General features: G+C 53.3%; 21 protein-coding genes and 1 pseudogene. 12 read left to right on the forward strand and 10 right to left on the reverse strand.

Translation table 11 applies throughout. The annotated features are described in order from the left end of the window. The 3 genes from hutU to ACM615_RS18095 all read left to right on the forward strand — a co-directional run bounded on the left by hutU (position 1) and on the right by ACM615_RS18095 (position 4,530). Positions 1 to 1,683, forward strand: coding sequence for a urocanate hydratase (hutU, locus tag ACM615_RS18085; protein WP_431012273.1), 1,683 nt, complete (start codon positions 1 to 3; stop codon positions 1,681 to 1,683). 701 nt (positions 1,684 to 2,384) lie between these two features. Beyond that, a complete protein-coding gene (locus ACM615_RS18090; protein ID WP_159282514.1) occupies positions 2,385 to 3,431 on the forward strand; it encodes an oxidoreductase in 1,047 nt (348 codons plus the stop codon). Between the two features lie 79 nt (positions 3,432 to 3,510). After that, on the forward strand, positions 3,511 to 4,530 hold the full coding sequence (locus ACM615_RS18095; protein ID WP_431012274.1) for a bile acid:sodium symporter family protein: 1,020 nt from the start codon (positions 3,511 to 3,513) through the stop codon (positions 4,528 to 4,530). Positions 4,531 to 4,594: 64 nt separating this feature from the next. Here ACM615_RS18095 and add read toward each other — a convergent pair whose 3' ends face one another. From add to malX, 3 genes are all read right to left on the reverse strand, one after another. After that, the gene (gene add / locus ACM615_RS18100; RefSeq protein WP_129638217.1) at positions 4,595 to 5,593 is read right to left on the reverse strand and encodes an adenosine deaminase; all 999 of its coding nucleotides are present in this window, start codon (positions 5,591 to 5,593) and stop codon (positions 4,595 to 4,597) included. A gap of 116 nt (positions 5,594 to 5,709) precedes the next feature. Continuing rightward, on the reverse strand, positions 5,710 to 6,897 hold the full coding sequence (locus ACM615_RS18105) for a MalY/PatB family protein (protein WP_431012275.1): 1,188 nt from the start codon (positions 6,895 to 6,897) through the stop codon (positions 5,710 to 5,712). A gap of 61 nt (positions 6,898 to 6,958) precedes the next feature. Continuing rightward, on the reverse strand, positions 6,959 to 8,572 hold the full coding sequence (gene malX, locus ACM615_RS18110; RefSeq protein ID WP_129638219.1) for a maltose/glucose-specific PTS transporter subunit IIBC: 1,614 nt from the start codon (positions 8,570 to 8,572) through the stop codon (positions 6,959 to 6,961). Positions 8,573 to 8,838: 266 nt separating this feature from the next. Here malX and malI point away from each other — a divergent pair, with 266 nt between their 5' ends. Continuing rightward, positions 8,839 to 9,870: a Mal regulon transcriptional regulator MalI gene (gene malI, locus ACM615_RS18115; RefSeq protein ID WP_112287016.1), complete on the forward strand. Its 1,032-nt coding sequence runs from the start codon at positions 8,839 to 8,841 to the stop codon at positions 9,868 to 9,870. Here malI and ACM615_RS18120 read toward each other — a convergent pair. After that, positions 9,867 to 10,781, reverse strand: coding sequence for a LysR family transcriptional regulator (locus ACM615_RS18120; RefSeq protein ID WP_431012276.1), 915 nt, complete (start codon positions 10,779 to 10,781; stop codon positions 9,867 to 9,869). The genes malI and ACM615_RS18120 overlap by 4 nt on opposite strands. 252 nt (positions 10,782 to 11,033) lie before the next feature. On the opposite strand from ACM615_RS18120, the gene ACM615_RS18125 reads away from it, so the two are divergent. Together ACM615_RS18125 and ACM615_RS18130 are read left to right on the forward strand one after the other, a co-directional pair. Continuing rightward, positions 11,034 to 11,639, forward strand: a complete 606-nt coding sequence (locus tag ACM615_RS18125) for a cysteine dioxygenase (protein WP_129638221.1) — start codon at positions 11,034 to 11,036, stop codon at positions 11,637 to 11,639. Next, a complete protein-coding gene (locus ACM615_RS18130) occupies positions 11,632 to 13,257 on the forward strand; it encodes a rhodanese-like domain-containing protein (RefSeq protein WP_431012277.1) in 1,626 nt (541 codons plus the stop codon). Before ACM615_RS18125 ends, ACM615_RS18130 begins: the two co-directional genes overlap by 8 nt. 43 nt (positions 13,258 to 13,300) lie before the next feature. Here the strand turns inward: ACM615_RS18130 and ACM615_RS18135 are convergent, their stop codons facing one another. Both ACM615_RS18135 and ACM615_RS18140 read right to left on the reverse strand, forming a co-directional pair. Then, positions 13,301 to 13,567: a DUF3811 domain-containing protein gene (locus ACM615_RS18135; RefSeq protein ID WP_015697358.1), complete on the reverse strand. Its 267-nt coding sequence runs from the start codon at positions 13,565 to 13,567 to the stop codon at positions 13,301 to 13,303. A 260-nt stretch (positions 13,568 to 13,827) separates the two neighbouring features. Continuing rightward, positions 13,828 to 14,199, reverse strand: coding sequence for a protein YebF (locus tag ACM615_RS18140; protein ID WP_112287020.1), 372 nt, complete (start codon positions 14,197 to 14,199; stop codon positions 13,828 to 13,830). A 220-nt stretch (positions 14,200 to 14,419) separates the two neighbouring features. On the opposite strand from ACM615_RS18140, the gene ACM615_RS18145 reads away from it, so the two are divergent. Next, positions 14,420 to 15,319 (forward strand): NAD(P)-dependent oxidoreductase, encoded by a 900-nt coding sequence (locus ACM615_RS18145; RefSeq protein ID WP_129638223.1) that lies wholly within the window; start codon positions 14,420 to 14,422, stop codon positions 15,317 to 15,319. 157 nt (positions 15,320 to 15,476) lie between these two features. Continuing rightward, positions 15,477 to 16,490, forward strand: coding sequence for an isopenicillin N synthase family dioxygenase (locus tag ACM615_RS18150; protein ID WP_431012278.1), 1,014 nt, complete (start codon positions 15,477 to 15,479; stop codon positions 16,488 to 16,490). A gap of 11 nt (positions 16,491 to 16,501) precedes the next feature. On the opposite strand, the gene ACM615_RS18155 is transcribed toward ACM615_RS18150, so the two are convergent. The 3 genes from ACM615_RS18155 to ACM615_RS18165 all read right to left on the reverse strand — a co-directional run bounded on the left by ACM615_RS18155 (position 16,502) and on the right by ACM615_RS18165 (position 19,990). Beyond that, positions 16,502 to 17,551, reverse strand: coding sequence for an HlyD family secretion protein (locus ACM615_RS18155; RefSeq protein WP_431012279.1), 1,050 nt, complete (start codon positions 17,549 to 17,551; stop codon positions 16,502 to 16,504). A 48-nt stretch (positions 17,552 to 17,599) separates the two neighbouring features. Then, positions 17,600 to 19,342, reverse strand: a complete 1,743-nt coding sequence (locus ACM615_RS18160; RefSeq protein WP_431012280.1) for an MFS transporter — start codon at positions 19,340 to 19,342, stop codon at positions 17,600 to 17,602. Between the two features lie 189 nt (positions 19,343 to 19,531). Then, a complete protein-coding gene (locus ACM615_RS18165) occupies positions 19,532 to 19,990 on the reverse strand; it encodes a MarR family winged helix-turn-helix transcriptional regulator (protein WP_120163891.1) in 459 nt (152 codons plus the stop codon). 200 nt (positions 19,991 to 20,190) lie between these two features. Here ACM615_RS18165 and ACM615_RS18170 point away from each other — a divergent pair, with 200 nt between their 5' ends. Continuing rightward, positions 20,191 to 20,604 (forward strand): VOC family protein, encoded by a 414-nt coding sequence (locus ACM615_RS18170; protein ID WP_112287025.1) that lies wholly within the window; start codon positions 20,191 to 20,193, stop codon positions 20,602 to 20,604. A gap of 183 nt (positions 20,605 to 20,787) precedes the next feature. Then, a complete protein-coding gene (locus tag ACM615_RS18175; RefSeq protein ID WP_431012281.1) occupies positions 20,788 to 22,221 on the forward strand; it encodes an arabinose isomerase in 1,434 nt (477 codons plus the stop codon). A 226-nt stretch (positions 22,222 to 22,447) separates the two neighbouring features. Here ACM615_RS18175 and ACM615_RS18180 read toward each other — a convergent pair. After that, positions 22,448 to 22,861 (reverse strand): annotated as a pseudogene (locus tag ACM615_RS18180) (GlxA family transcriptional regulator); the annotation flags it as partial. Between the two features lie 155 nt (positions 22,862 to 23,016). Between ACM615_RS18180 and ACM615_RS18185 the strand changes: the two are divergent. Both ACM615_RS18185 and ACM615_RS18190 read left to right on the forward strand, forming a co-directional pair. Next, on the forward strand, positions 23,017 to 23,622 hold the full coding sequence (locus ACM615_RS18185; RefSeq protein ID WP_112287029.1) for a transglycosylase SLT domain-containing protein: 606 nt from the start codon (positions 23,017 to 23,019) through the stop codon (positions 23,620 to 23,622). Positions 23,623 to 23,750: 128 nt separating this feature from the next. Beyond that, complete coding sequence (locus ACM615_RS18190; RefSeq protein ID WP_129638229.1) at positions 23,751 to 24,110, forward strand: cupin domain-containing protein; 360 nt, start codon at positions 23,751 to 23,753, stop codon at positions 24,108 to 24,110. Positions 24,111 to 24,385: the final 275 nt, after the last annotated feature.

Raw genomic sequence — 24,385 nt, forward strand, 5'->3', positions numbered from 1 at the left:
ATGAACGCTCCACAAAAAATGGCGGTTGCTCGTGTTGTCCGTGCGCCACATGGCACGGAACTGAGCTGCCAGAACTGGCTGATTGAAGCGGCGTACCGCATGATCCAGAACAACCTGGATCCGGATGTCGCTGAGCGCCCGGAAGATCTGGTGGTGTATGGCGGGATTGGTAAAGCAGCGCGTAACTGGCCTGCGTTTGAAGGCATTCTCGAAAGTCTGCGCAAGCTACGTGAAGACGAAACCCTGCTGGTGCAGTCCGGTAAACCGGTGGGGGTTTTCCGCACCCACACTGACGCGCCTCGTGTGCTGATTGCCAACTCCAACATTGTGCCGCACTGGGCGAACTGGGATCACTTCCACGAGCTGGATAAAGCCGGTCTGATGATGTACGGCCAGATGACCGCCGGTTCCTGGATTTACATCGGTGCGCAGGGCATCGTGCAGGGCACATATGAAACCTTTGCGGAAGCAGGGCGTCAGCATTACAACAGCGACCTGCGCGACAAATGGATCCTCACTGCCGGTCTGGGCGGCATGGGCGGTGCTCAGCCACTGGCGGGCGTGCTGGCCGGTGCCTGCGTGCTGGCGATTGAATGTCAGGAATCGCGCATTGATTTCCGTTTGCGCACCCGTTATCTCGATTACAAAGCGCACAGCATTGATGAAGCGCTGGCGATGATTGAAAAAGCCTGCGCTGAGAAGAAGGCCATTTCTGTTGGCCTGCTGGGTAATGCCGCTGAAATCATGCCAGAGCTAGTGGCACGTGCCAAAGGAGGCGGTCTGCGCCCGGATATCGTCACTGACCAGACTTCTGCCCATGACCCGCTGAACGGCTATCTGCCGGAAGGCTGGAGCCTGGAGAAATGGCAGGAGTCACGTCAGTCAGACCCGCAATCTGTGGTAAAAGCCGCGCGCGCGTCGATGGCTAAACACGTTCAGGCGATGCTGGATTTCCATGCGATGGGGATTCCGACCGTGGATTACGGCAACAATATCCGTCAGGTCGCTAAAGATGAAGGCGTTGCTAATGCCTTTGATTTCCCGGGTTTTGTACCGGCTTACATTCGTCCGCTGTTCTGTGAAGGTAAAGGCCCGTTCCGCTGGGTGGCACTTTCCGGGGATCCGGAAGATATCTATAAAACTGACGCCAAACTGAAAGAGTTATTCCCGGATAACGCCAATCTTATCAACTGGCTGGATATGGCGCGTGAGCGCATTGCCTTCCAGGGATTACCAGCACGTATTTGCTGGCTGGGGCTGGGAGAGCGCCACATCGCCGGTCTGGCGTTCAATGAAATGGTACGCAACGGCGAACTGAAAGCGCCGGTGGTGATTGGCCGTGACCATCTGGACACCGGTTCTGTAGCCTCGCCAAACCGTGAAACCGAAGCCATGAAAGACGGCTCGGATGCAGTGTCCGACTGGCCGCTGCTTAACGCCTTGCTCAATACCGCGGGTGGCGCAACGTGGGTGAGTCTGCATCACGGCGGCGGCGTGGGTATGGGCTTCTCGCAACATGCCGGTATGGTGATCGTGGCCGACGGCACTAAAGAAGCTGATGCGCGGCTTGAACGCGTGCTGTGGAATGACCCGGCGACGGGAGTGATGCGCCATGCGGATGCGGGGTATGATCAGGCGCAGGCGTGCGCAGAACGGAATCATTTGAACCTGCCGATGATCTGACTTGCCTTCCCTTAGGTCAAGGTCGTGGGCTCGCCGCCCACACTGGCCCAAAGGGTTTTAAACGAAACCCTTTGGAATCCTGCGTTTTTTTTACTGCGCGCTCCGCTCGCTGGCTATGTTTCAGTTACCGCTGTGACAGGCTGGAAATCTTGCCGCTGCGCGGTGCCTTCACTCGGTCCTGGAGCCTTTGGTCTCCAGGCCGCTCCGTTCAGCAAGATTTCTGAATCGCCCGCACGATCTGAAAATCAACGGCAGACTGTTATTCATCTTTTATAAAAATGGATTGGCGTGCTCAAAAATGGCACCGAATGAATGGTTCGAGACCAGAGGCTCGACACCTGAAATTCGGGAATCGCGCAGCGATGACATTTTGCGCCACTCACTGATGCACCAGAACATGTCCGTCGTACCTGTGATAACGCGCAGTGAAAGAGCCCGGGGTTCTTAGGGGTGGCGGCGATAAGCCACCCCTAAGGCCAGTGTGGGCGGCGAGCCCACGACCTTGACCTTTCAGTCAGTGTGGGTGGCACAACCCACGACCTTGACCTTGACCTGAAGGCCCGTTTGGGCGGCGAGCCCAATTCTCTGGCCCGTTTGGGCGGCAAGCCCACGAAAAATTTCACTTGTCCAGCTTTGTAAGCTGGTGTCAAATCAGATGATTAGCGTCCTGACGGGCAAGACCGTTAAATAAAGGAAATCATATGACCCAGACCCTCCGCGTAGGCCTCATCGGCTACGGCTTCGCCAGTAAAACTTTTCATTCCCCGCTGATCGACGGCACGCCCGGTCTGGAACTTGCCGTGGTTTCCAGCAGCGATGCCGGTAAAGTCCATGCCGACTGGCCCAATGTGGCGGTAGTTGATTCGCCGGAAAAGCTGTTTGCTGATGCTTCTATCGATCTGGTGGTGATCCCGACGCCTAATACCACGCATTTCCCTCTGGCTAAGCTGGCGCTGGAAGCCGGTAAACATGTGATCGTGGATAAGCCTTTTACCGTCACGCTGGCAGAAGCCCGCGAGCTGGATGCGCTGGCACGTGAAAAAGGCAAGGTACTGTCGGTGTTCCATAACCGTCGCTGGGATTCCGATTTCCTCACGGTTAAAACGCTGATTGAAGAAGGCGCGCTCGGCGAGGTTGTGTATTTCGAATCCCATTACGACCGCTATAAACCACAGGTGCAGCAACGCTGGCGTGAAAGTGATGCGCCGGGCAGCGGCATCTGGTTTGATTTAGGTTCGCATCTGCTGGATCAGGCGCTGCAACTGTTCGGTGTGCCGGAAACTTTGCAGGCTGATCTGGCTGTGTTACGTCCCGGCGGCAAAGCGGTGGATTATTTTAACGCCGTGCTGACGTATCCGCGCCGTCGCGTCGTGCTGCACAGCACCGTGTATGCAGTGGCGGAAACAGCGCGGTTCATCGTGCAGGGCGAAAAGGGCAGCTACGTGAAATTTGGCCTGGATCCGCAGGAGGACCGGCTGAAAGCCGGTGAACGTTTACCACAACCTGACTGGGGATTCGACAAACGAGATGGCGTGATTACGCTGAGTCACGATGGCGTGTTGGCTGAGAAATCACTGCTGACCATTCCGGGCAATTATCCGGCCTATTATGCCGGTGTGCGCGATGCGATTAACGGACAGGGCGATAACCCGGTTCCTGCCGCAGATGCTATCCGCGTCATGGAAATGATCGAACTGGGGATCCAGTCCTCAGAACAACAGGCGACGCTGAAAGTCATCAAGAACTAATAAGTCGTCTGCGTTTATGAAGTGTCACTTTCGTGGCACTTTTATTTTTCATTTGTTATTCACTTTGCAAGGAAGGTTCATGTCCTGGTTACAACGTCTGAAAATCGACAAATTTTTGCTGATCCTGGTCTGTGTCGTCGTCATCGCTTCATTTTTCCCGTGTGAAGGGATTTATAAAACTTTCTTCGGCTACCTGACTACCGCCGCTATCGCGCTGCTGTTCTTTATGCATGGGGCGAAGCTTTCCCGTGAAGCCATTATGGCGGGGATCAGCCACTGGCGCTTGCATCTGGTGGTGTTCCTCAGCACCTTCGCGCTGTTCCCGTTGCTCGGTCTGGGCATGAAATGGCTGGTGCCGGTGGATATTTTGACGCCGACGTTGTATTACGGTTTCCTGTATCTTTGCGCACTGCCAGCGACCGTGCAGTCGGCGATTGCTTATACCTCAGTGGCGGGCGGTAATATTCCGGCGGCGATTTGCAGCGCGTCGGCATCCAGTATTCTCGGCGTATTCCTCTCGCCGGTGCTGGTTGGCTTGCTGATGCACACGCAGGGCGGCACCAGTGACACCTTGCACGCCATCGGATCTATCGTTTTACAGCTGATGGTGCCGTTTATTATCGGACATCTGTGCCGTCCGCTGATTGGTGCGTGGGTGCAACGTCATAAAAAAATCGTCAATATTACTGACCGTTCTTCGATACTGTTGGTGGTTTATGTGGCATTTAGCGCTGCCGTGGTTGAAGGGATATGGCACCAGATCGACGGATGGTCACTGCTGGCGATCCTCGGTTGTTCGATTGTGCTGCTGACGATTGTGCTGATCATCAACACTTACGTGGCGCGTCTGTTTGGTTTCAATACCAAAGATGAAATCACCATTGTGTTCTGCGGTTCGAAGAAAAGTCTGGCGAACGGTATTCCGATGGCGAATGTGCTGTTCCCGGCGGCGGCTGTGGGCGCGATGGTGTTGCCACTGATGATTTTCCATCAGATCCAGCTGATGGTCTGCGCAGTGCTGGCTTCGCGTTATGCCAAACGTGTGGCGCGTGAAGAAGCTGAAGCGGTAGTGAAGAAAGAAGAAGTTAAGCCGGTTTAACCCGCTGAATAAAAAAGAAAAGGGCGGGAATAGTATCCCGCCCTTTTTGCTGCTTAAAAAACAGTTACGCGGACACTTTATCGCGAATTGCCTGCTTCTCAGTTTCAGTCAGGAACGCCATAGTCAGGCCATTCTTTTGCGCCTGACGGATTTCTTCCTGAGTCAGACCAGCAGCTGGCGCGGCAACGTTATATTCGTTGGCAATCTCGATACCCTGAACCGCCGGGTCATCGGTATTGATAGACGCCAGCACGCCGTGGCGCAGGAATACTGCCAGCGGGTGGTTTTCGAAAGAGCCGACGGTGCTGGTCTGAATGTTTGAAGTCAGACAGGATTCGATACCAATCTGGTGCTTTGCCAGGAAGTCCATCAGTTCAGGGTCTTGCGCCGCTTTCACGCCGTGGCCGATACGTTCTGCACCCAGTTCACGGATAGCCTGCCAGATGCTTTCCGGACCTGCCGCTTCACCGGCATGAACGGTAATGCGCCAGCCCGCGTCACGTGCGCGGTTAAAGTGGCTGAGGAACAAGCTGCCCGGGAAGCCCAGTTCATCACCGGCCAGATCCAGCGCGGTAATGCCATCGCGGTGCGCCAGTAGGCCTTCCAGTTCCTGCAGACAGGCGTCTTCACCAAAAGTACGGCTAAGAATGCCGATCAGACGCACATCGATATCATGATGTTGCTGACCTTCGCGGATCCCTTCAATCACCGCTTCCACCACACCCGCCACCGGCAGTTTGTGGTTCATCGCCATGTAGTAAGGGGAGAAACGCAGTTCGGTGTAATGCAGACCGGCACGCGCGGCATCTTCAACGTTCTCTTTAGCAATACGGCGGCAGGCATCCAGATCGCCCAGCACTTTGACGCCCCAGTCGAGTTTTTGCAGAAAACTCACCAGATCCGGTTCGGTATGCATCACCTGCACGTGCGGGCGCAGGGCTTCGAGTTCATTGGCAGGCAAGGTCAGATTAAACTGACGTCCTAAATCGAGAATGGTTTGAGCGCGGATGTTGCCATCAAGGTGGCGGTGAATATCGGTCAGGGGAAGGCGTGTGTCGATCATGGTGTGCACTCATTATTATTGAAATGTGCGGGGCATTATAACTGTAGAATCACCCTGAATGAAATGTTGTTGCGCAACTAAGCTCCTCCCCCTTCGCAGGGGAGGAAGCTGCACGGTTATTGCTGCAAGTTTTTTATTGCGCGGATCAAAGCCTGCACACCGGCCTCTACCTTCGAACGCGGGCAGCCGACGTTCAGGCGCAGGAAGCCGTTGCCTTCTTCGCCGTAGGTATAACCCGGCATGATCGCGACTTTTTGATGTTCGATCAGCTCATTTTGCAGCTGTTTATCGTCAAGTCCCAGCGGACGCAAATCAATCCACGCCAGATAGGTGGACTGCGGCGGTTGCCAGTTCAGTTGCGGGAATGCGGCATTCAGCTGGTCGGCGACGTAACGCAGGTTGGCTTGCAGGTATTCACGCAACGCATCCAGCCAGGATTCACCGTGATGATACGCTGCCACGTGGGCGTGAACCGCCAGCACCGCCGGAGACGATAACCCGTCGCAGGCTTTCAGCTGATGCAGGTAAGTTTCGCGCTGCGTCTTGTGGCTGATCAGCCCGTAAGCGCCGGTCAGCGCAGGGATGTTGAAGCTTTTCGAGCCTGACGTCAGTAATGCCCATTCTCCGCACGCCACTTCATTCCACGGCGTATGCTGATTGTCGCCCCAGACCATATCCATGTGGATTTCATCACTGATCACCCGCACGTTGTGACGTTCACACAGATTAGCGATCAGCGTCAGTTCTTCGCGCGTCCAGACTTTACCGGTCGGATTGTGCGGGCTGCACAGCAACAGCAAGGAGCAGGCCGGTTGCGCCAGCAGGTTTTCCAGATGTTCAGCATTCAGCGACCAGTCGTTACCGTTTTTGATCAGCGGACAGGCCAGCATCTGGCGCTGATTGCCATCCACTACTTTGAAGAAGGCGTCGTAGGCGGGCGTAAATGTCACCACGCCGTCACCCGGCTGGCTCCACTGGCGGATAAGTTGCGCAACCATATAAATCACTGACGGGCCATACACCACCATGTCAGTGTCAATCTGGCTGTTAAAACGCTGCTGATACCAGTGCGCCACCGCGCCAAGAAAATCGTCATGATGCCAGCGGCTGTAACCGAGAACGCCGTGTTGCAGGCGTTTTTGCAGCGCGTCGAGAATGCACGGCGCGGCGGGGAAATCCATGTCTGAGATGGTAAAGGGCAACAGGTCGGCGCTACCAAAACGGTCGGCGACATAATCCCACTGGGTACACCAGGTGCCATGACGATCGGTCACGGTATCGAAATCAAAAGAAGCTGAGGACATTCGTTTCACTCCCTGAATAAAGCAGAAAAGGGCGACATAAGTCGCCCTGTAAATCAGAATCTTACGCGGTGACCGGTTCCGGTGCGCTGTGACTGGCCGCGGTGCGGATCAGGTAATCCAGCTCATCTTTCACCGACTGCACCTGCGGGCCGATAACCACTTGCAGGTTGTGCTCGTTAAGATGCACGACACCAATAGCACGGTTAGCTTTCAGCGTAGCATCGTCAACCAGTGACATATCCGCAACCGAAAGACGCAAACGGGTGATGCAGTTATCCAGTGAAACGATATTACCGGCACCGCCCAGTGCGCTCAGAATAACCGGCACGTTGTAGCCAGATTTGCTGGAAGACGGTACGGCTGCTGCGGCTGGCATATTCTCAGATTCACGACCCGGCGTTTTAATGTTAAAGCGCGTGATGGAGAAACGGAAGATTGCGTAGTAAGCCGCGAACCAGATAGCGGCCACCAGCGGCACCAGATACCATTTGGTCGCTGTACCGTGCAGGATACCGAAGACCACGAAATCGATGATGTTGCCATCAGTATTACCGATGGTTACACCCAGAACCGACATGATCGTGAAGCCCAGACCGGTCAGCAGTGCGTGGATAACATACAGAACCGGTGCCACGAACAGGAACAGGAATTCGATCGGTTCAGTCGTACCGCCAACCACACAAGCCACAACGCCGGAAATCAGCAGGCCTTTAATTTTATGACGGTTTTCTGGTTTCGCACAGTGGTACATCGCCAGTGCCGCACCCGGTAAGCCGCCGAGGAAGGCTGGCATTTTACCCTGAGACAGGAACTGCGTCGCGCTTTCAGAGAAACCGTGAGTGGTCGGGCAGGAAAGCTGCGCCTGGAAGATAGTCAGTGCGCCGCTCACTTCGCGACCGCAGACATCCAGCGTGCCGCCTGCTTCAGTGAAGCGGATCAGCGCAACCAGAATGTGATGCAGACCGAAAGGTAACAGCAGACGTTCGCCGGAACCGAAGATCATCGGACCAAACACGCCCGCGCCCTGGATCAGACGGCCAAGACCGTTGATCCCTGCGGCAAAGAAAGGCCAGATCAGCGGGATAATCAAACCAACCAGACCCAGCACCACGGTCGTCACGATAGGGACGAAACGGGTACCGCCGAAGAACGCCAGTGCATCCGGCAGACGGATGGTGTTGTAACGTTCATGCAGGATGTAAACGATGATACCGACGATGACCGCGCCCAGAATACCGGTGTCGATAGACTGGATCCCGAGGATCATCTGAATGTTGTTGGCTTTCAGAACCGCCGGATCCACTGTCGGCAACGTGCCGTTAGCGGTCAGGAAGAAGTTGATGGCCAGGTTCAGCACTGCGAAACCGACAAAGCCGGAGAACGCTGCCACACCTTTGTTTTCACGCGCCATGCCCAGCGGGATAGCGATAGCAAACATCACCGGCAGGAAGCTGAACGCGAACGAACCGACCTTGCTCATCCAGACGAAAATCAGCTGCAGAACCGGATTACCTAAAGCAGGCAATAACGTCACAACGTCGTGGCTGCTTAACGAACTGCCGATACCCAGCATGATGCCGCAGAAGGACAGCAAGGCGACCGGCAACATGAAGGTTTTCCCTAAGCTTTGGAAGAATTCCCAAAGTGTGACTTTTTGTTTTTTACTGGCAGGCATACCCGCTCCCTGAGTTGTTTTATTAAGCTGTGTTTTGATGGCGGCTAAGATAAAACGTTTTACCTAATTAATACGTGTTGTACTTCACACTATTCGATCATGCCCGCACTGCAGTGGTAAAGTGGAGGTTAAACGTTTTACTCATTACGTCGAATTAGGTATAACTGTCTGACCACGCTAATTTTTCCTGCGGTAGAATTCCGGGGGGATGCAGCGGACGGGAAAGGATCCCGTTTCATGGAGTTTGATATGAACGACAATGTCTGATGAATCATAAAAAAATAACCATTATCGATGTGGCGCAGCATGCTGGTGTTTCGGTCACCACCGTTTCTCTGGTGCTCAGCGGCAAAGGGCGGATCTCTCAGACCACAGCAGAGCGGGTGAACCGCGCCGTGGATGAACTCGGTTTCGTGCGTAACCGTCAGGCCAGTACGCTGCGGGGCGGTGAATCCGGGGTTGTCGGGCTGATTGTGCGCGATATCTGCGAGCCGTTTTATGCCGAAATGACCGCGGGTCTGAGCGAAATGTTTGAAGCGCAGGGGAAAGTGTTATTTCTGCTGCAAAGCGGTTCAACCGGCAAAGGGCTGATGCGCTGTTTTGAAACCCTACTCACGCATGGCGTGGACGGCATTGTGATCGCCGGCGGGGTGAATTCAGTCGCAGGTCTGAAAGAAAGAGCCGAAGAGCAGGGCGTGCCGCTGGTGTGTGCCGCGCGTTCAGGCGGTATTGAAGGTATCGATGTGGTGCGCCCCGATAATATGCTGGCCGCAAAAATGGCCACGGAATATCTGATCAAGCATGGTCACAAACAAATTGCTTATCTTGGCGGCGAAAGCCATTCGTTAACCCGCGCGGAACGTCTCGGTGGTTTCTGCGCCACGTTATTACAGTACGGCCTGCCGTTTCGCAGTGAATGGATTATCGAGTGCGATTATCAGCAAAAATGTGCGGCCGATGCAGCAGAAACCTTGCTCTCTCACTACCCGAAAATCAGCGCGATTGTTTGCCATAAATCGTCTGTCGCTCTGGGCGCTTACTTTGGTGTGTTACGCACCGGCGCTGAAGTCGGCGGCGGGGCGGTAGACAGTTTTTATCAGCAGAAAATCGCCCTGATCGGCATGGAAGACGCGCCTGAATCTGAACTGACCGAACCGCCGCTGACGTCGATTGCCAACTCAGCCCGTGAAATTGGTCATGCCACGGCAAGGCGTCTGCTGCTGCGGATCGGCGGACAAAATCTTGAAGCACAAAACATCATTGTGCCTCCGGCGCTGGTGGAAAGGGAATCCGCTTAGCAGGTTGAAGGCTTATGCACGTCTGCCAAATCTAATCCTTCTGCAATCGCTGCCGCAAACGCATCGATTGCAGGGATCTGACTGGCCGGGACATTCGGATAGATAAGCCACAGCTGACTGCGAGGGGCGAAATCTTTTAGGGCATACAATTCCAGCTGATCGCGCAGCGCGTGGTGTTCAACCAGAGCGCGGGGCATCAGTCCCAGTCCGCGACCTTCAGCGATCAGTGATAACTGCAACGTCGTTCCAAACGCTTCGAGATTAATCAGCAGCGGCAACCCTTGCTCGGTCAGCGCACGTTGTAACGCGGCACGAAAACCACACCCCTGCGGATTCAGGATCCATCCGCGCTGATAGCAATCCTCCAGTCTCTGCGGCAAAGCCTGCTGATCCTTCGGTCCGACAACCACCAGATCCACCGCGCCCAGCGGTTGATTTTCCACACCTTCCGGAAACTGTTTGCTGAGCGGAAACAGCACGACGGCGGCTTCAAGCTCCTGGCTCTGCACGCGCAATAACAGCTCCTCGCCCCAGCCGCTCGACAAACGTGGCTGGATCTCCGGGAACTGCGATGAGAGTTTTTTCAGTGCCGGCAGCAGACTGCTTTCGCTCAGGCTTTGTGGTACCGCAAGACGCAGCAGGCCGGACGGCGGGCTGTCGGCGGCAACCAGATCGGTCAGGGTATCCACTTCGCGCAAAATATGACGGCATTGCTGATAAACCCGGTTGCCCATCAGCGTAGGTTTCAGCGGTTTGGTCTGGCGGTTGAGAAGCGCAATGCCCAGCGATTCTTCGAAATTCTGTACCCGGCGGGTAATGGCCGGTTGCGTCAGCCCCAGTTCATCGGCAGCGAGGCGGGTGGATTGCAGGCGTATCACTGCCACAAAAGCAGTCAGGTCTTCAATTTTCATCAGCACTCTTTATGTAATTGGCTCGCTTAATTGGCCATTTCTACGGGCATTTTCTTGTCCGACATCGACATTGGTCAGTCAGGCAGAATAAATCAATTTTAAGCGGGAAGCTGGATCCTGCTGCACATTTTTATGTGTGATTTGCATATTAGCTTATCCATAAAATGAATTTTGGTTGTGTTTCGCCGGTGCTAGCCTGTGGTGATAACAGTGCTGAGTTGTCTCTGATGAGACAAAGAGAAGAGGAAAGCCATGACAACATTACAGGTCGCGCCGCTGCGGCAATTTCTGGCGGATTTCACGCGGCTGGTGCAGGAACCGCACGGGCAGACAGAAATTCTGGCGCGGGGAAGTCGTCTGCTGGGCGAACTTATCCGCCATGACAGCTGGCTGCCCGACGAGTTTGCACAACCGCATCCTGAGCATTATCAGCAATATTTGTTGTACGCCGATCCGCTTTCGCGTTATTCCGTCGTTAGCTTTGTCTGGGGGCCGGGGCAAAAAACGCCGATTCATGACCATCGTGTCTGGGGGCTGATTGGTATGCTGCGGGGCGCGGAAATCAGTCAGAACTATGCGCGTCATCCCGATGGCTCACTGCAACCGGAGGGTAAACCCGTCACCCTGCAAGCGGGTGACGTCGAGAAAATTGCGCCGGATGTGCTGGATATTCATCAGGTGAGCAATGTTTACAGCGACCGGGTGTCGGTCAGTATTCATGTTTACGGCGATAATATTGGTGCGGTATCGCGGGCGGTCTATCTGCCTGATGGCACTGAGAAAACCTTTATCTCCGGCTATTCCGGTTCCTGTCTTCCCAATATCTGGGATCTGTCCAAAGAGAAAACTCATGACTGATTTGCATGCGTGGCCATTGCGCCATTTTTCAGGGCTGCATGAAGCCCTGCGCGAAGGGCAGGAAGTGGCGCTAATTGATGTGCGCGAGGAAGCGGCATTTGCTACCGGACATCCGCTGTTTGCCGCTAATCTTTCACTGTCGAAGCTGGAACTGGACGTGTTGGATCGTATTCCAAATCGTCGCACAGCGATCACGTTGTACGACAATGGCAAGTTTTACGATGAGGCCCGTGGTGAGCGTAAAGCGGTGCGTGCCGCTGAATTTCTGAAGTCGCTGGGTTATCAGGATATCGCTTTGCTGGCTGGCGATCTGGCAGGCTGGCGTGAAGCTGGCGGCGAAATCTTTATTGATGTGAATGCGCCAGGTAAAGCCTTTGGCGAATGGGTAGAACATCATTACCACACGCCATCGCTGACCGCAGAACAGGTGCAGGCGCTGCAACAGCAGGGCGCAAACATTGCAGTGCTGGATGTCCGGCGCTTTGACGAGTTTCAGACCATGAGTATTCCCGGTGGCGTCAGCGTTCCGGGCGGAGAACTGGCGCTGCGTCTGCGCGATGTAGTGCCGGACGAAAAGACACATATCGTGATCAACTGCGCCGGACGCACCCGAAGTATTATCGGCACGCAGTCGCTGATCAATGCCGGAGTTAAACAGCCGGTGACTGCCTTAAGCAACGGAACAATTGGCTGGACGCTGGCAGGTCAGGCTCTGGCACATAATCAGCTGGCGCATTTTCCTGAACTCAGCGAAAGCGCCAGAACATTTGCCCTGAAAGGCGCGCAGGCTCTGGCGATTCGGGCTGGTGTACGTTCTGTGACGTTGTCACAAATTCATGACTGGCAGCGGGATGATTCGCGCACGCTGTATCTGTTTGATGTGCGTACCGCTGAGGAATTCCGCGCCGGTCATCTGGCTGGATCACGCCACGTACCAGGTGGTCAGCTGGTTCAGGAAACCGATCACACGGCGAGCGTGCGCGGTGCCCGCATCGTGCTGGTGGATAATGACGGTGTACGCGCAAGGATGGCGGCTTCGTGGCTGGCGCAGATGAACTGGGAAGTGTATGTGGCCGATGTTCAGCCGGATGATCTGAATGAGCAAGGCGACTGGCAGGCACAGGTGGCGCCCGCTCCGGCGGTTGAGTCGGTTAAACCCGAGCAACTGCTCAACTGGCTGAGCGACGAAAACACCGGGGTGCTTGATCTGACCACCAGCGCCAACTTCCTGAACCGCCGTATTCCCGGTGCTGTCTGGACCACACGTGCTGACATCCCGCAGATTATCGCTGCACAGCCTGAAAAACAGCGCTGGGTGATCACCTGCACCAGCGGGTTACTGGCACGTTACGCTGTCACCGAAGTGGCAGCACTGACGGGTAAAGAAGTTTATCTGCTGGAGAAGGGAACCGTAGGCTGGATTGCAGCCGGATTGCCTCTTGAACGCGGTGAATCGGCATATCTGGACAATGCGCAAGATCGCTATAAGCGTCCGTATGAAGGAACCAATGTCAGCCCGCAGGTCATGCAGGATTATCTCGACTGGGAATATGGTTTAGTCGCGCAACTGGAGAAGGACGGGACACACGGTTTTACGTTATTAGCGGGTCAGGCTTAACGCTGTGGCCTCTGCGTGAGGAACGCAGAGGCTGCATTAATACTTAACGGCGGCCGCGCGGATGGGTGCGGGCTGTCCAGTCATAGGTTGCGGAGGTACTTGGAACGGCTTTATTACGACGCTTTTCAGCACGGGCTTTAGCAGCCACTTTTTCTTTTTCTGCCATCAATGTATCGATGTAATCATCTTTGATTCGGTTATTTTCCGAATTCGTCAGCTCACGGCCCTGTGCTTTACGGGCTTTATCCAGCAGAGTTTTCAGCTCACGCTGCTCGCTTTCCGTCATATCTTGTTGAGTCAGTCTTTTCATGGTTACTGCATCCTGTGAGGAAAGTGGCTACCAGTGTAGTCGAATTACGTCCCCGAGTCGCTGCAGGCGCTGACTTTATCTTTGTTACCGTTCTGACGTCGGTGCAGGACAGAAAATAAACCCTTCTGATCTGATGGGAATTACTCCGATCAATAAGGGGATCTCGATGATCGGCGCTGATCTTTCGTTTGATCAACGGCATAAAACGATCCCCTGCATGAAGTTACCGGACGACGTTGCTTTCAAAACCCGCTAAACGACTATTCGACGGTGGAATACTTCACATAATGGTTGGAGCAGTTGAAGTGTGCGACATAACCCAGCGTGCCATTCGGGCCTTTAGCGCTGAAGGGAATGTTGTAAGTCCCTTTGTCTTCTTTCACATCATCGCTGATAAAGTTCAGAACCGGCACGGAAGTGCCCATATTGTCTTTATCATTTCCCCAGTTCGGAATGCGGTTTTCCATGTAGTCACGGGTCACCGTATCAATGGCGTTATCTTTGGTTATCTGAGCACAGGCGCCTTCAGTTGAACGCTGCATCCACCACGGATACACATAGACGGAACCCAGCATCAAAACCATCAATACGAAAATGACTGAAATGATCCCGATTAAAACGACTTTACTCATAATGCTTGTTACTCCTGAAAATTATCAGTCAAATCATAAGCTGCCCGGATAAATCCCGGTCACGCCCGAGCATGAAAGCGCGTATGTTACGCCACTTAGTCAGCATAGGTTAAGTAATATCAGCCTTTCTGTTGCATTCGCTTACAGAACCCACTATCGCAGCCCAGACCTGTGATGTTAGCCTTTTTACATTATTGATTGTTATCACAAGGAGTAAGGCATGAGTCAGCAAACCGATTCGCAACAACCTGTCGTCGCCGTGCTGGGACTGGGTGCAATGGGGCATGCATTTGCCGCAAACCTGATTAAAAAAGGATTCACCACCCGCGTGTGGAACCGTACCTCTTCCCGTGGTGATGATTTAGTGTCAGCTGGCGCGGTGCGAGGACAAACCCCGCGTGAAGCGGTACTTGGCGCGGATGTGGTGATCACCATGCTGTCTGACGGGGCAACGTCGCTGGACGTGTATCAGGGCGATAATGGTCTGCTTGCCGGTCTTAAACAGGGCGGGATTATTGCCCAGATGGGCACGCTGGGCGTCGAAGGTACCGAATCTCTGATTGCACTGATTAAGGCGCAGCGTCCGGATGTCATCTTCTTTGACGCACCGGTTTCCGGTACCAAGGCGCCGGCCGAGCAGGCGCAGATTGTGGTACTGGCCAGCGGCGATCGCGAAAAGGGCGCTGCGGTTGAGCCGGTCTTTGACGCTATCTCTAAGGCGACCAAATGGCTGGGCGAAGCAGGGCGCGCCTCGAAAATGAAGCTGGTCGTTAATGCCTGGCTGATTGCCATGATGGAAGGGATTGCAGAAAGTACGCAACTGGCAGAGGAACTGGGCTTCACTACCGATGACCTGTGGAACGTGCTGGAAGGCGGGCCTCTGGCGGCGCCGTATATTAAAGGCAAAATGGAGATGTTCAAAAGCGGCGATTATACCCCGCAGATGCAGCTGACCTGGGCGCTGAAAGATATCAATCTGGCGATTGAAGCAGGCAGTCAGCTCGAACTGCCGGTGATGAAGCGCATCAGTCAGACCTGGCAAAGCGCCGTTGACGGCGGTTATGGCGATCAGGATCTGGCAGTGGTGTATCGCTACCTTGGCAGCAAATCGTCTGCGTAAATCCTCCCTCTGGCTCACGGAAGAGCCGGTAATTTCCGTATTTTTGCGGGATTTTTTTTCATAACCTCACAATATAAACCAGACCATCTGGCTATTGGTCACCCGTTCTGACGTTGTGATAGCGTTGAATGCTGTTCCTGTCACTGCGGAGTTCGCGATGAGCCAGACTGTTACCTCTATTCCCCTGATCGACTTCAGCCAGTTTTCGGGTTCGCCTGATCAGCGCGACGCGTTTCTTTCACAGTTGCGCTATGCCGCCCGGGAAATCGGTTTCTTTTATCTTAAAAATCACGGTGTCGATGCGCAATTGCTCCATGCGGTGCAACGGGTCTCGCGCGAATTCTTTACGTTGCCGGAAGAAGAAAAACTGTCGGTGGCGATGATCCACTCTTCGCATTTTCGCGGCTATAACCGTGCCGCCTCGGAAATCACACGGGGTCAGCCGGACTGGCGCGAACAGTTTGATCTCGGTGCCGAACGTCCGAAACTGCCGGTCAGTGACAACCCCCCGGCATGGGCACGATTGCAGGGGCCAAATCAGTGGCCCGCCGCGCTGCCCGAACTGCGGCCGTTGCTGCTGCACTGGCAGCAGGAAATGACAGCGATGTCATTACGACTTCTGCGCGCCTTTGCGCTGGCGCTCAGACTCCCGGAGGACGCGTTTGATGCGCTTTACGGCGAAAAACCCAATGAGCACATCAAGCTGATCCGTTATCCGGGACGTTCAGAAAGCAGCGGGAACCAGGGCGTGGGCGCGCATAAGGATTCCGGATTTCTCAGCTTTTTACTTCAGGATCAACAACGCGGCTTGCAGGTTGAAGTCGAGGAAAATCAGTGGGTAGATGCGTTACCGGTGGCAGATACGCTGGTGGTGAATATTGGCGAACTGCTTGAACTGGCGACTAACGGCTATCTGCGTGCCACCGTGCATCGCGTGGTTTCGCCACCCGCCGGAGCAGAGCGGTTGTCGCTGGCCTTTTTCCTTGGTGCTCAGCTGGACGCCGTGGTGCCGCTGTTTCCGTTGCCTGAGGATCTGGCAAAAGAGGCGCGGGGTGAGGCCAGCGATCCGCTCAACCCGCTATTCCGCGACGTTGGTTTCAATTATCTGAAAGGGCGGCTGCGCTCACATCCCGACGTAGCGCAGCGTTATTATGCTGATATTACAGGCTGAGCCTGATGCGCTCAGCTTTCTGGTGCCTGTGAAGTATCGACGCTGACGACGGTCGACATGCCCGGCCGGAGTTGATCACTTTGCAGCTGTCCGGGTTCCAGTTCGATACGCACGGCGATGCGTTGTGAAATCTTGGTGAAATTTCCCGTTGCGTTGTCGGCTTTCAGCACGCTGAACTCTGAACCCGCTGCGGGAGCAATCCTCACCACATGCCCCTTAAAAGCGTGATCGTTGAGGGCATCAACGGTGAATGATGCTGGTGTCCCGACCGCCATGCCCGCCAGCTGGCGCTCTTTGAAATTGGCGGTCACCCAGACCATTTTCGGGGTAACCGAAGTTAACTGCGTGCCGGCGCTGACGTATTGTCCCAGCCGCGCACTCACTTCACCCAGTTGGCCGTCAGAAGGCGCCACAATCTGCGTATGTTGCAGGTTGATTTGTGCGACTTCTACCCTGGCCTGGGCGGCTTTAAATGCAGCGGCCAGCGACGCTTTATTGGCATCCACCAGTGCCAGACTCTGGCGGGCGATATTGACCGATGCGCGGGCTTTGGCCACGTTTGCCTGTGCGGTCAGCAATGCAGCATGAAGTTCATCGCCGGTGGTTTTGGAAACCAACCCTTTCTCCAGCAGAGGGCCGTTACGGCCGGTATCCAGCGTCGCTTTGCTTTGTGTGGCCTGCGCACTCTGCAGCTCCGCTTCAGCCAGTTGCAGGCTGGCCGCGCCGGAAGCCCGGTTTTGCTCGAAGTTCTGCAACGTCACCTGAGCCTGCGCTGCCGCGGCTTGTGCCTGCAGAAATTCCTGGCGATAGGTGCTGTCGTCGATAACAAACAGCAGGTCACCTTTTTTCACCGGCATAAAATCCTGTACTTTCACATCGGTGATATAGCCGGAAACCTGCGGGCTGAGCAGGGTGACATTGCCGCGTACGTAGGCGTTGTCCGTCGATTCGACCTGAGAATTAAACGGAAATAACTGCCAGCTGTATAACACAATCATGACCCCGATAATCCCGAGGCAAAGCACCACAATAATGGATGGATAACGAAATATATTTTTCATCAGTTTTTCCGTTTCACTCTTTTTGATTCATCAGCAAAAGCCCGTTATTTATGCAACAGCCTCAGCGGCTGCACGTTTTTTTGTCTGGATCCTTCCGACCCAAATATGTGCGCACAGGACGGCAAAACAGCCCAGCGACATATAAGAAACCACCATGAAAACATCGTTGTAAGCCAGCAGACCGGCTTGTTGTGTGACTTTCTGGCTAAGGAGGGACAGACCTTCAGCGTTGAGCTGGTTGCCATCGTTTAAGACCGGTTTCAGCAGGTGGCTGTATTGCGCAATACGTTCGGCAACCAGTGGATTTTGCAAATTGATATGTTCCACCAGTGCGGCTGAGTGAAACTTTTCCCGCAGGATCTGAATGGTGCCCAGGAATGCGCTGCCTACCTGCGCACCGACGTTTTGCGTCGAGAGAAAAACCAGCACAAAACTGATGATCTGACTTTGCCCGAACTGCAACGCGCGGACAAAACCGAGCCACAATGAGGTCGGCAGGAAGATGGCACCGGCAAACGCGATCATTCCCTGTGTCAGGTAAAACTGTTCGGGGCGGGTGTCCACCGTCGAACTGGCATCCATCAGCGAGGCAATGCCGATCAGTGCAATCGAAAAAAGATGGATGTAAACAATCCGGTTGGCTTTATGAATGATGCTGACGACAACCAGCCCGGCAAACGTTGCCGCCAGGATCACCAGGAATAAGGTCACCAGCTGATCATTAAGCAGTCCAACCAGATTCAGAAATCCCACCATACCGGTGGTTTGCTCTGACAGCAGCATTCGCACGAACAACATGGAGCCGGTAAACAGCAACATCTCCGGCGTCATCAGCCAGCGCAAATCAATGATCGGGTTCTTACGTTTTAACTCGACCATAAAAGAGAGTGTGAGCGCGATAATACCGACCACCAGCACTTCACCAATCCAGTCTTTTTCCTGCCACCAGTAATAACGACCCATCGTCAGAACCACTGACATACAGGCCACTGCGGTGGCGATCAGCGGATAACTTATCCAGTCGGTACGCTCAAATACTTTCACCCGCGGCGGGTGAGTCAGCGGCAAAATCCAGATGATCGCCAGGCAGATCAGCGACAGCCCGGATTCCAGCGTGGTCAGCTGATGCCAGTGCCCGAGATCAAGCAGATGCGGTGAAATTATGCGGGATACCGGCAGGGCAATCTGGCTTCCCGCCAGACCAAAACATAATCCGGCGGTCAGCTTTTTGGCCGGGGGGAAGATTTCAAACATATAAAACAACGCCAGCGGGCCGAGCGACGCCATCGCAAACCCCATTACCGCGCGCACGGCCAGCGCGGTCTGGAAATCATGCGTAAAGGTTTGCGCCATAGACGCCACGGCAAAAAACAGCAGCCCGTATTCCCCGAAGCGGCGAAAACCAAACTGTGTGCGAATTTTATAAAGCAGGATCGTGCCGGTCACGCTGGTCGCCGTGTAGGCCGCCACCAGCCAGTAACTTTCAACGTTGGAAATACCCAGCGACCCCTGAATTCCCGGCAGATTTGAACTGACCAGGTTGATGCCCAGCCCCTGGGTCATACCGATAATCAGAGATGCCAGTGCATACACTGCAATACGCAGACGCGGATACTGCAAAAGCCAGGTGCTGACCTGAACCGCAAAGGGGTGATGTGTTGACGGCGGAACCGGCGGTGCAGTCTCTGTTTTCGATGAGGCGGCTTCTGGTGGAACTGTTTGTGGTGAGGCATCCCGTGTTGATAATTCACCGGCATCCTGCCGGACATCTGAATCAGAACGCGTCGTCATCGTTATGCCTTGTAAGTCATTACCTAACTAGTTTGTAGCTTGCTACATAATGTAATAAGACGTGTCATACGTGTCTAGTTCAATTATTCATATCGGTGATATTTACAAATGCAAATAGCGAATAACTAATCAGTAACGAAAGTAATTAATTAAAAAGGAGGGAGATAACGGGAAGGAGTAAAACGCCACTTACAATGCGGCGATATTGGCGGTGATACAGGCGAGAACGCCGCGGGCGATATCCACGTTTTCAGGCGGAATGCCTTCCATCACGCTGATAAGAATATCATCGGTCATGCTGCGAACCTGATTGGCAAGTTCGGTGCCGGCTTCTGTCAGCTTAATGTCTTTAGAACGACGGTCGGTTTCACCGGGGCACCGTTCCAGCAAGCCAAGCTCAGCCAGACTGTCGAACAGGCGGATAGCGGTGGGGTGTTCGACTTCCAGCAGCGAGGTGAGTTCACCCTGAGGCAGGCGGCCATTGGCGGCTTCCAGATGTAATAACACCTGACCGCGGGCCAAAGTCAGGCCAATAGTTTTGAAGCGGGCATCACAATAGGTACGCAACTGGCGACCAATATGAATGGTCTCCGGTAAAAAACGAACGGCGGGAGAGGTTGCTTCCGGGCGGCGGCGTAATGTGGTCAAAGGTTCCTCACTGTCGGATCGTAAGCAGGTTTTAGTCGCGTCAGAGTAGCACGATGGGCAACATTTACCAGAAAAGGGAGGGCGCTGTTAACATTTTGAGACATGTGGAAGCAGGATCTAAGCAAAGTATTCAAAAAGTATTTATTCTGTCAGCAAGGTTTTTTTCATGATTACTTTCATCCCTCTGACGGAGAAAAACGATGCAACCAGTCATCAATATGATCACCCTGGGCGTCAAAGATTTAGCCATCGCTACGGAATTTTATCAGCACGGACTTGGCTTTCCTAAAGTGGTCATTGATTCTGACGGCGTCAGTTTCTTCGAGTTAGCCGGTGCCTGGTTGTCATTATTCCCCTGGGAAGAACTGGCTAAGGATGCGCAGGTCAGCGCTGAAGGACAGGGTTTTCGCGGTATGGCATTAGCACAAACCGTCGCCAGTGAGGCTAAAGTGGACGCGGTATTAGCGCAGGCAGTGAAAGCGGGCGGCAAACTGATCAAACCCGGACAAAAAGTCTTCTGGGGCGGATATTCGGGGTATTTCGCCGATCCGGACGGACATCTGTGGGAAATTGCTTATAACCCGTTTATGCAGATAGGGCCGCAGGAAGAATGATTTATTCTTTTCCCGGCGCTGACAAGCGCCGGGTGCGTTGCAGTGGATTGCGATCCTGCTTCCAACTTTTTAATTTAATGTTTTTATTGCCACTCCTCTTTTGTTTATGGCCTTCACGCAAAGGTTCAATGTCATCTCTCTCCTTAGACTCCTCCTCAACGTGTTATCAGCTGAGGAAAAACTATGCGCAATTCACGACCGCTCAACGCAGCCTTATTCGGGATAGGGCTTAATACCTACTGGCCACAATTTACCGGTCTGGAAGCACGGCTGACAGGCTATCTCGGGCAAATCGAGCAGCAACTTACTTCGCCGGAGATCCTCATTCATAACGGCGGGCTGGTCGACAGTGTGGAAAAAAGCGACACCCTTGCCGCTGAACTGAAACAGGTTTCTCCGGACGTCATTATTATTGCCATCAGCACTTACGCTCTGAGTTCAACAGTGTTACCACTGGTGCAGCAATTTCAGGTTCCGGTGCTGATCCTGGCTCTTCAGCCTGAACGCCATCTTCCGTATCAGGTTATCAGTGAAATGACCGATCGCGGGGCGCGCACCGGTGAATGGCTGGCACATTGCCAGGCATGCAGCGCGCCGGAACTGGCCAATGTGTTTAACCGTGCGGGCATTGCATACGAGATGATTGTCGGCGCGCTGAATAATGACCCGTATGTCTGGCAGCAAACACAGCAATGGCTGACCGCGATTGGCGTAAAAATCCGGCTGGGCAAAAGTACGGTGGGAGTACTGGGGCATTATTACAACGGCATGGTGGATGTGTATTCCAACATGACCAATCTTTCAGCCAAATTAGGTGTCCGCTTTAAGCCCCTCGAGATGTGCGAGCTAAACAGTTGGCGTGAGCAGGTCAGTGATGCGCAACGTGAGGCGAAACAGAAGGAAGTCGGGAGAAGTCTCCGCACAGATACCAGTTGCGATAAAGCCGAGCTCGAAAGGGCAGTGACGACCGCCGTCGCGCTTGACCAACTGGTCGATAATAACGGGCTGGATGCACTGGCCTATTATTATGAAGGGGCGCCGGGCAATGCTTACGAGAACATCGTGACGTCGGTGATCCTCGGCAATACGCTGCTGACGGGGCGCAATATTCCCGTTGCTGGTGAATATGAAATCAAGAACGTTATCGCCATGAAAATCATGTCGCTGCTCGGAGCGGGGGGATCGTTCTCTGAACCTTATGGCATTGATTTTGATGATGATGTTGTGCTTTGGGGACACGACGGGCCAGCTCATCCGCTGATGGCAGAAGGTGAAGTGCGTCTGGTGCCGTTACCTGTCTATCACGGCAAACCGGGGAAGGGCATTTCTATTCAGATGAGCGTGAGTAAAGGCCCGGTAACGTTCCTTTCTGTCATCGAAGACATCAATAACCGTGTGATTTTACAATATGCCGAAGGGGAGTCGGTCGAAGGAGAAATCCTGGATATCGGGAATACTAACAGCCGTTACCGTTTCCCATTGTCAGCGCGGGAATTTACGAAAGACTGGTCATGCGGAGGAGCAGCACATCATTGCGCGATAGGGATCGGACATCAGGGCGAAACAATTGAGAAACTGGCGACATTACTGGGCGTGGTAACACAGAGGATTTGTTGAAACATTAACAGGAATAGGTATTTTAGTTACAACATACAATATATTGCTTTTAATAACGGTGACCGTCTGTTAGCCATAAAAAAACACCGCCATACGGCGGTGTCCGTCATTATTCTTACAGTAAGAGAGGGGGGTTATAGACCCCGTTTTGAACTCCATAGTTATCTGACGTAGAGATTAATCTAATCTGAAGAAGGTATGGCGTAAATGACAACAATAGATCTATTTACGCCAACACGCGTGAGCAAAAACGTTCTCTGTATTCTGTAGGAGTCAGTTGTAAGTTTCTCTCAAAGACGCGACGCAGATTAAGGCCGCCACCAAATCCTGTGGTGACTGCAATTTGCTCTACGCCTTGTGTGGTTTGTTCAAGAAGCTGTCTTGCAGCATTGAGGCGTACTTCTTCGACATATTTCGCCGGTGTAATCCCTGTTTCACGGGTGAATACCCGGGTAAAATTACGCGGGCTCATTGCCACGCGCCCGGCCAGTCCTTCAACAGATAAATCGCCGGTAAGATTTTCATGCAACCAGGCCTGAAGCTCGCGGATAGGGCCATCGCTGGCCTGATTCAAAAGATAGCGGCTATATTGCGCTTGTCCACCAGGCCGGCGGAGAAACATCACTAGGTTTTGTGCGACTACGGCAGTAAAAAGCGAAAGCAGGGCGCAGATGCCCATTCTTCCATGCCTGTCACAGGTTTTCGGGTAAAAAAAACAGATTTATGCATGATCCTGAGGGATGATATCGGTATCTTGTCAGCGTTGAGACTCACTTATTTAAACCGTGGAAATTCATGATTTCTCTACTAAAAAAACCTTTCAGACTCAGTATGATTATCATGCTGATGATTTTGGCTGGCTGCTCGAGTAAGCCGAAATATAAGAAATACGATACGCATGCCTATGATGATGAAATTGAAGATGCTGCTGACCAATATAAGGTCGACAGAAAACTCGTTAAGGCTATCATCCAGGTCGAATCAGGTTTTAATCCCGAAGCCGTAAGTCGTTCAAATGCCATTGGTTTGATGCAACTTAAAGCATCAACCAGTGGCTGTGATGCTTACCGCTATAAAGGCAAACGCGGCTGCCCTGATGATGATGATTTGCTGGATCCGGAAACCAACATTGACCTCGGAACCGCATACATCAGCGCATTGCAGCGTCAGCAACTAAACTGGATCAACGATCCGCTGACACGCCGTTATGCAACCGAAGTGGCTTATGCAAATGGTGCGGGCGCATTATTGCGAACATTCTCTGCTAACCGCCAGACCGCGATTCAGATGATCAATCAGCTGACGCCCGAAGCGTTTAACTGGCATGTCCGGCAGTATCATCCGGCGCCACAGGCACCGAGATACATGGCCAAAGTCGAGAAGGCTTATGCAGGTTTATAGCATGTAGATATGCTGAAAATGGGTGCGTTACGTGAAATCTGCAGCATTGTGGTACTGATGCGATTCCAGAATTCACGTAGCGCGATCAGTTCAAAGTGTGATTTCTCATGTCAAAAGGTGGAAATGAGATGGTGACGAATCTGTTTAAGGATTTTCCTGTTAATGCACAGGAGGGAAATGAAGAAACGTTCGAGTCATTATTGATGAAGCCCGATATGCGTATCGAGAGAATTATTTCAACCGGTCAGGCGAGTCCACCAGAATTCTGGTACAGCCAGCCACATAGTGAATGGGTCGCAGTGCTTCAGGGCTCGGCAGGTTTGAAATTTGAAAACGAGAAAGAAGTGCGCGTGATGAATTCCGGTGACTTCGTAAATATCCCGGCGTTGTGCAGACATCGTGTGGAATGGACAAGTACTGAAGAGCCAACGATTTGGTTAGCCATTTATTATGCTGAAGAAACCCAGGAGAAAGCAGGTGAGGTATGAACGGCGTTAGATATTGAGGTGCTGGTACGTAGCTGATATCTTATTTAACATAATATACATTATGCGCACAAAATCGCGGATTATACGATCCTCGATTAAACGGCATTACCGATACCTTTCAGACTCACACGGTATCCGGAAGTTCTTGCCCCGGATACCGCTCAACTCAATTGCTTGCGGATCTACTCACGGATAATCTGACCGACGTCTATGCGGTTGCCATCGGGATCAGCAAAAACAAAAGCACGGATACCGTACTTTCCCTACCCCGTAAA

It is taken from the genome of Rahnella sp. PAMC25617, assembly GCF_050606005.1.
Classification (GTDB): domain Bacteria; phylum Pseudomonadota; class Gammaproteobacteria; order Enterobacterales; family Enterobacteriaceae; genus Rahnella; species Rahnella variigena.